Consider the following 8735-nt stretch of genomic DNA (forward strand, 5'->3'; position numbering starts at 1 on the left):
CACTTTAATATTAATGCCAAGCGTCATATAGAAATTATTGAAAACCTATATACTTTGGAGCGCTCTGCGATGGTAGAGTTTGAGATGCTGTATATGGCCATTTCGCTTAAAAAAGTTACTAAAAAACTCACAGAGCAGTATAAGATTAAACGTGCTTTAGACTGCGACCTAGAGAAGTCTGTTCCTTTTGATTTCTTACCTTAATAGGGATTATGAAAGCAAGCTTTACTTTACAGAGGTTTAGAGCATCTGTGTTGCGGAAGATATTTCAATAATGAAATAATTTTAAGATTTTCAAAGAATTACCTTACGAACAATCTTTTTGTGGAAACTGTATGCAGAATCGTATGCAGTTTAGGTGGTGTTAGCTGCTTTTGTTTATTATGTCGATTAAGATTCCGATAAAAACAATCAAGAATGAGCCCATAGTTGTCCCAAAAATATAAGAAAGTAAACCTTTGAAATAACTCCAAAAACTCTTTTTCTTAAAGAAGTTTCCGATTGCCCAAGCTGAATATAATAATGCGGCAAAATAAGCTAAGTTATTAACTTCAAAACCAGTACCGCTTTCTATTATTCCAAAAATCGTAAATATTATATTTCCAATTCCTACTATAAAAAATACTAAAATGAATATCTCATAAATATTAAATTTAGATTTAAGAAAAAATAATCTAATCCAAAAACCTATAAAGAAACCCATAAGAATATTAACAATACCAAAGTTTTCCCCAACCCATTCAAAGGCTTTTTTAACTCCTTCACTATCTATATTATCAGGTGCTGTTCCAGTTTGGAATCCAAAAAACTGTTGACTTATTACGAAGAAAAGTGAACTAAAAATTACAAATATTATTGGTTTAACTAGTCTTTTTCTGTCATAAACTAAAAATTCACGAACTGTTTTTCCAGGCCGGACAAACAATTCCTTTATCGTATAAAATATTCCCTTGTCAAAATTTAAAACACTACTGATTTCATTCCAAATATATTTTCTGTCAATTCTTTCTAAGGCACTGCGATTTTCTATTTCTCCGAATTCTTTATTTTCTATAGTTTCATTCATTCTGTTTATTTTTCAGGACGATGCTTTTCGTCAATTGCAGCTAACGCCCTGCTAAACGCAGTTCCGTATTGCGAACGAAAAGATAATAAATTCGTGAGCAATGATTTGGATAAAGATCAAATACTTGGGGTGTTGCATCCAAATTATTGCTACACGATTAGGTAGCACAGCTACCGTTAATCGTAGGATTTATTAGATTGGGAATTCAAGATACGATGCCAAATTGCTTTTAGCTAATTGTTATTGCACGCTAAGGACTTGAGTCCGTCAACTGGTGCTGTACTTTGCTTATATGAATTGTTGCAATTTGGTTTAGAAGGGCGTTAGAGCACATTTACTTGTGGGGTGAGGGTTCGAAGAACGTAACAACACAAGTCAGCTTCAGCTGAATGTGCTCTAAAGTTGAGTATATGAAGCTTAGCAAGCGAATGGGAGCTATGGTTTTATATACATTGTTATATCTCGTTTACTTTTTATGATTTAGTTTCTTAAGCTTCATTTTGGAAGGAGAATTTTGGTAAAGTTCAATAGATTTCAGATAATTTATTCTTGCTTTTTCTTTAGCGTCAATTGTTCTGTAAAAATCTCCTAATGAATCAAAGGCATTATAACTTTTAGGATAATTCTTTGTGTTCAGAATGAAAAATTGCTCTGCCTTTTCATATTGTTTCATACTTAGAAATTCATAGCTAATAATATCAATGAATTGTTCTTCTGGTTTAATTTCATATTCCAATTCATTTGAAACCCTTTTATAATGATTTACGATTTTACTAAATATTTTGCTTTGAGGTTCTATGTATTCTTTCAAACCGAGTTTTAATTCATAGGAATTAAATATAAATCTTAGTCCGTCGTAAGTTGATATTACAGGAACTGATCCATGGGTGTCTTTAGGATAGTATTTACTTGAGTACTTTAACTCTAGATCTACCAATTCATTTAAGTGCTCTTTAAGTCTCAAGTTGGATCTCATAGGCAAAGTGTTTACAGTAGTGTCTTTAGTTATACTCTTTATATCCATATTTGATTCCATTCCATTCGCAATAGCATGGAATAAAGATTTGTGTTTAAAACCTTTCTGAAAATTCGATTGTTCCATGGCGTTCAATACTCTTTGATTGTTATAAAATAGACTAGGGTCAATTGCAATGTATCCATTGAACAGAGTTGTATTTTCCATCAAAGTATTTAAAACTGTTAATCCACCGAAAGAGTGACCAACTAAGAGTCTATATGGTAATGTACTATATTTAAATTCTATGTATGGAATTAATTCGTTTTCTATGAACTTCATAAATGATTCCCCGCCACCAGACCTTTCTGATGTTGACTTACTGATAAACGGAGGCATTTCTTCTGCTTTAGTTGGTGTCAAATCTCTTGTTCTATCTGTATTGAGAATACCAACTACTATCATTTTAGGTAAAATTGAATTTCCCCTTGAACTTAGATTTTCAAGCATTCCAACGGTATAAGAGAAGTGACTATCACCGTCTAGTAGGTATAGCACAGGAAATGATTTTGTTTCTCCATGCTCGGATTTGTAAGATTCGGGTATATGTACCCAAATATTTCTTTTCTCTCCAAGAATATTGGAATATAAAGTATCTATTTGACCAATTGAAACAGGTAAGGCTTCTTGAGAGTACCCCAAAACAGCAAAAAAGAAAAGTAAAACGGTTAGTAGTTTTTTGAGCATAATTCTTGATTTTATCAATTTGATATTAGTTTACCTAATGAGATATAACGCCCTGCTAAACACAGTTCCATATTGCGAATGAAAAGATAATAAATTCGTGAGCAATGATTTGGATAAAAATTAAATACTTGGGGTATTGCATCCAAATCATTGCTACACGATTAGGTAGCGCAGCTACCGTTAATCGTTGGATTTATTAGATTGGGAATTCAAGATAAGGTACCAAATTGCTTTTAGTTAATTGTTATTGCACGTTAAGGACTTGAGTCGGTCAGCTGGAGCTATACTTTGCTGATAACTAATTGGTGCAATTTGGTTTAGCTATGAGTAGTTGCTTAAGGTTTTAAAGATAGCAAAAAGGCACTAAGTGAGGAAAATTCGGAGAATTTTCCGAGTAGCACTTACCAACCCAAGCAATTACTTATAGCCATTGTTGTAGGTAGTTATTTTATTTTTTTTAGCGCTTCAATTTCTTCAATGTAACTTATTCGGTCAGAAATTGAGATAGTTTTATCATTATTAATGAGCTCAATAGACCTATTTAGAAACTGAAGTCCTTTTTCATAATCTTTTCGAGTCATATAGGTTTCTCCTATCCAACTGAAATAACTAAAATCTTTAGGATATTTTTCTATTGCCTTAACTAAAACTTCTAGCGTGAAATCTAGTTTCTTTGTACCATATATATTATCATAATCATTGTAGTACTCGGAAGCAATGCTGTTAAAGAATAATTTAGACGGTAGTATTTCAAAACCCAGTTTAGATGATAAAGATGAATATAATTCTTGAAAATCATCCCATGGCACCTTATTTTTTGATGCTTTTGCAAGATTAAAACAGATGTTTATTCTTTTTCCATAATCTTTGAAAATCTCACTTAATGCTCTACTTATGGTTAAACCTGGTGTAAGATTATGTGCCACTTTATATTTGTAGTATTTCCATTCTAAGTTTTTAGGTAAATCTTTTGAAATCAAATAGGAATTTAAGGCATCTACAGCTGTTTCATGTAAATCTCCATACAATTGTTCTCCAACTGAAAAATAGTAATAGTATTTTTGGGGAATAGAAGGAATTTTGTTGAGGAAAAATTCAAATTGGGTTTGCTGCTGTTTATCCCCAAAGTCGAAATTTGACACACTGCTTGCTATTACACCGTTGAAAAAAACTGGACTTTTTGATAGAGCGTACGAAGAAAAAATAGCTGTACGAGAATGGCCTATCAATAAATTAAAGTTTGAAATTGGGTAATTACTTTTCAATTCATTATTTAACTCTTTCTCTAAAAAGATTATAAAATCATCGGCTTTTCCACCTAAAATATTAGGATTCGTCCATGTATTTCTTTTATTCCAAGGAAAAGTAATGCCAACAATGATGGCTTCTGGCATCCATTGTAAACTTGTTAAATAATCAATTGTATTGAGATTGTATTTATAGTTATTTTGATTTTGTTTATCTAATAAATAGATAATTGGATATTCAATGTCTGTATTATTCTTAATCCCTCTAGGCAAGATTATTTCCAGATTTACAGAATCTTTTAATGTTTCAGAATACAAATTCGATTGAAATGGTTGTTCGTAAGAGGAATATTCTTGCGCTATTGCGGAATATTTGACAATTATTAAAAAAAAGAATATGTAATATGTTCTCATTTATTGTTTTTTATTGACTTTCTACAACGGTCTCGTATAACCGTCCGCTACGGGTTTTAAATTACTATTTTTCGATTAAGCACTGACGCTCGCTATTCCCAGTCGATTGCTTCGCCAGTTCGCACTACGTGCTCGTGTCTGACATAGTCGAATCTGCCGACACGAACGAAGCGACTGGCGAAGCAAATGCGGTTATACCTTTTGGGAAATAGTACTTTATCGTTTCATGATTTTTTTGAACGTATGATTGTTATTATTATCTGTTATTTTAAGAATATACATTTGATTGTTAAGATTAGAACAATTGATTTTATTATCATTAAATGTAGTTGCTACTATTTTTCCAAAAAGATCGTATAGTACCATACGAGTTATTTGCATTTTTGATTTTACAATTAATACTTCTGAAACTGGATTTGGGTAAACAGATAAATTTGTCCCTTCATAGTCGTTTGTACTTAATAGAAATTCAGTAAAATCATAAACTCTAACTTGACCAGAGTTGCTTATTCCATTACCATCATGAAATTTTGCTCCTAGAGCAACTCTATTGCCTGTGCCTGATAATGAGACTTTTACTCCGCAATAATCATATGAATTTGAACCGTCGATATCAATGCCTATTTGAATCCAATCATTAACTTCATTATCAAATCGAAAGACTTGCACATTTCCTGAAGTAAATCCATTTCCATCATTTCTAGAGTCCCCTATCGCAATAACTGTTCCGTCATTTGATATTGAAACAGAATCTCCAAAGCGTCCATCATAAAATTCTTCGCCTAGTTTGGAGCCTTTTTGAATCCAATTTTGACCATTAAATTCATATGCTCTAACGTAGCTAACATCCGGAGATCCTCCATTAATAGTTCCAATAATAATAGTATTTCCATCAGAAGAAAGTGAAACGGAATATCCAAAAGCATAATTGAGATCTGAAATATTTGCGCCAATCTGAATCCAATTTGAACCATTAAATTCATACACTTGAACAAAACCATTACCACCAGCTCCTAAATTAGTCGGTGAATTGATAGCAATTCTATTACCATTAGAAGATAAAGATAAACTTTTACCGATCCAACCATTAGAATACGTACCATCAATATCTTGACCTATTTGAATCCATTCATCGTCAATATTTTCGTAAACCCTAACATGTCCGCCATTAAATGCTGAACCATCGTTGAAATCTGCACCAATGGCTATTCGATCACCAGTTGGGGATAATGACACCTCAATACCAAAATGGTCTCCTGCTGCCTCACCATCAATGTCATTTCCAATTTGTATCCAAGTACTTCCTATAAATTGATATATTCTAACATGTCCCGAATCTTCACTAGTACCATCATTATGTGTTGCTCCTATAGCAATCTTGTCACCATTTGAAGAAATTGACACCGAAGTTCCTGAAAAATCATTTTGAGCCTCACCATAAATATCCTGTCCTATTTGAATCCAATCCTCATTTTCATATTTATATACTCTCGTAACTCCTGAATTCATCAAAGTCCCATCCTTATACCTAGAACCTATTACAATATGTGTTCCATCATTTGACATAGCCATGGCTTCCCCAAAGTTGTCACCAATTGCATCACCAAGTATATCCTCTCCAAGTTGTACTTGAGAATATGAGATAGAATAAATTATAGAAAAGAATAATATTAGAAATGATTTTATTTTCATTATTTTAATTTAATTATTGCCAATGGTCAAGCTACGGTTTGTTACCGAATGTCACGTAGTGTCATTCCGTCGTTGGCCGAAAGATAGCAAAAATGAAGGGAATTTCCGACTGGAAATTCCGTCGTAATCAATTATAGGTTTGTTAGCGACAGTTATGTTATCATTAATTCAATTTTCTTTTTTTGGATTTATTTGATTATGCTCTCATGTTTGAAAACATGCGATTGTTTCCAAATTGGTTCTTTTCTATTGACTTCCCAGTTTCGATATAATATTTGAAACCTTTAACAACATCTTTCACATAATTTGACATATGGGGTATAAGATAAAATTTCTCAATTGCCCAACGTGAAAACTTCGCGTATCTTCTAAGCGCAATATCAGAATATAAATTAATTGAAATTGATAGTACCGAAATTTCATCTTCTTGAGCAGTGATTTTCCATATAACTTTTGCTGTTGCATATCTACCTCGTCCAATAAGCAATTTATATCCTTTCCCTACATTCCAATCAGTGAATAATCGATGTAATTTAAGTCCATTATAATATTGAATAGTATCTTGTGCTCCAACTTCACCCCATCTCGTTACTTTATTTTCTTTACAGAATGGATGACAAAACTCAAGAATTCCTGGTGTTGATATCACCTCCCAGAGCTTTTCTTTGGAGCAATTTATATTCATTTGATAAGTAATCTTGGAGGCTCGTAATTTCTGATTTATTAACATGATAGGTTGAGGTATACTTATTTCATTAGATAATTCTAATGCTGTTTTTTTGTGTTGTGCTCAGTTTTCATTTTATTAAATCCTTTTTGAAAAAAATCAAATATGATTAAGATAATAATTATTGCCAGGCACTCCAATTGCTAAATTCCTTTCTATTCATTTTTTTAGTTAGTTTATGATCGGAAGGGGCAGTTTCTAAAGATTTTTCGTAGAATAAAATTGCTTTCTCTTCATGACCGGTATGATACAACAGGTTTGCATGAACAAAATAAGTATACCAAGTTTCGTTTTCTAATTTCATATGGATATCTGAAACCTTGTAAGCTAAATCTGGATTTTTTTTGTGATTCATCATTATTGCAAAAATATACTTGAATGAGGTTCTTCCAGTGTTATCAATTTCTTCTTTTATCAATTGTTGAAGAAGGTCCAGGTTAGTATCCTTAACATTTAGCAATTGCCACCAAAACTCATCCTCTTTGAATTTATATTCAGATGGTAAATATTGATATCGTATTGAGTCGTCTGAGTTTTCAAGTTTTTTTGTTTCTGTAACCCATTTATCCACATTTACTTTAGTTGGCTTTAATACCTTATTAAGAAAAAGCAGAATCAAATGATTCATTTTTTTATAGAGTTTATACTGACTTTCGAAATAATTAAGGAGTCTGGAGTCTGCGTTTTGGAAAAATTCTTTCTGATTGGAAAGAAAAGAATAAGCCAACGCTCCTTGACTTATGAAGCTGTCATGATCCATCTCTTTGCCATCACTGCTTCTTCCGCCTATAGTCATTAAATGTCGATCACTGTGCTTAAACAACTTTGTCAGAAAATAGCCGTTGTTCTGCTTCTCATAAAAGTTCAATAAACTATCATACTGAATGTCCTTCTGATCGGGTTCGAAAAGCCCTGAGATTTCTAAAATTTCTGGATACATATTAGTGGCTTCAAGTTTTAATAATTCAAGCATTCCTACATGTTCTTTTCCCCAGTATTCACTGATTTTTTCTAATCCATATGCGTGCCACGTAGGATCTAGTGGGATAAATGCTTTAAAAGGTGTGGCCCCAATCATCATTCCATAACCGTATTGAGCTCCTTGACTATGGCCCATAAAGGCAAGTTGAGATACGTCTGCATTTGGTAATTCTTTTAGATAACTTACTATGCATTGTAGGTCTGATTTTGCTTCGTACCAATTTAGTTGAATAGGTATTCCGTATTCCAAGGTCCAGAATTGACTACTGATTACAACATAGCCATGACTTGCCAGATATTCAAACGTTTGAAGGTTTTCATTGTAGGTGCATCCTCCTCCATGCTCATAGATTATAACTGGAAATTTAGAGTCTAGAGGCAAAGCATCCAGTTTTGCATATCCCTTATTGTCGATTAGCCATGTATAACAATCATTATGTATATCTTTATTTTCAGTTATATAGCTAGCTGGATTTTCTTTCCAACTGTTTTCTTCATTCTTAAAAAAGGCCTCTTGGATTTTCTCTTTACCTTCCAAGCCTTTCATGCTCATGTAGTCATGAACACTTAATGGATCATTGGAGTTTTCTCTAGCTGGATACCAAATTCCCAATAAAACAGGTTTGTTATTTCTTCGAATTCCATCCTCCATGCTATAGCTGAGATTTGGGTTATCAATCCATTCCATTTTGAATCCAACAGAATATTCACCTTTTTCCAAAAGGGGTTGAGCAGCACTTTGAAAGGCTAAAAGAAGAAGTACTATAATTAAGTTTTGGTAATTGATTAAATGCATAATCTGATAATATAGTTCAATTGTATTGTTAAGAACGCCCTGCTAAACGCAGTTCCGTATTGCGAACGAAAAGATAATAAATTCGTGAGCAATGATTTGGATAAAGATCA

The 8735-nt window shown here is 32.7% G+C and carries 7 protein-coding genes; 1 reads left to right on the forward strand and 6 read right to left on the reverse strand.

The annotated features are described in order from the left end of the window. Positions 1 to 204, forward strand: a 204-nt coding sequence (locus HRU49_RS13025; protein WP_296357862.1) for a hypothetical protein, incomplete at its 5' end; no start/stop codon positions are given. 160 nt (positions 205 to 364) lie between these two features. Here HRU49_RS13025 and HRU49_RS13030 read toward each other — a convergent pair. The 6 genes from HRU49_RS13030 to HRU49_RS13055 all read right to left on the reverse strand — a co-directional run bounded on the left by HRU49_RS13030 (position 365) and on the right by HRU49_RS13055 (position 8625). After that, positions 365 to 1066, reverse strand: coding sequence for a DUF3667 domain-containing protein (locus HRU49_RS13030; protein ID WP_296357864.1), 702 nt, complete (start codon positions 1064 to 1066; stop codon positions 365 to 367). A gap of 466 nt (positions 1067 to 1532) precedes the next feature. Then, entirely contained in the window at positions 1533 to 2768 is a 1236-nt protein-coding gene (locus tag HRU49_RS13035; RefSeq protein ID WP_296357866.1) for an alpha/beta hydrolase-fold protein, read from the reverse strand. Positions 2769 to 3211: 443 nt separating this feature from the next. After that, a complete protein-coding gene (locus HRU49_RS13040; protein ID WP_296357868.1) occupies positions 3212 to 4429 on the reverse strand; it encodes an alpha/beta hydrolase-fold protein in 1218 nt (405 codons plus the stop codon). 216 nt (positions 4430 to 4645) lie between these two features. Further along, positions 4646 to 6121 carry a T9SS type A sorting domain-containing protein gene (locus HRU49_RS13045; protein ID WP_296357870.1) on the reverse strand — a complete coding sequence of 492 codons (1476 nt, stop codon included), beginning with the start codon at positions 6119 to 6121 and terminating at the stop codon, positions 4646 to 4648. Between the two features lie 196 nt (positions 6122 to 6317). Further along, on the reverse strand, positions 6318 to 6806 hold the full coding sequence (locus tag HRU49_RS13050) for a hypothetical protein (protein ID WP_296357872.1): 489 nt from the start codon (positions 6804 to 6806) through the stop codon (positions 6318 to 6320). A gap of 163 nt (positions 6807 to 6969) precedes the next feature. Next, positions 6970 to 8625 (reverse strand): hypothetical protein, encoded by a 1656-nt coding sequence (locus HRU49_RS13055; RefSeq protein ID WP_296357874.1) that lies wholly within the window; start codon positions 8623 to 8625, stop codon positions 6970 to 6972. Between the last annotated feature and the right edge of the window lie 110 nt (positions 8626 to 8735).

Source organism: Winogradskyella sp., from assembly GCF_013213975.1.
GTDB lineage: Bacteria > Bacteroidota > Bacteroidia > Flavobacteriales > Flavobacteriaceae > Winogradskyella.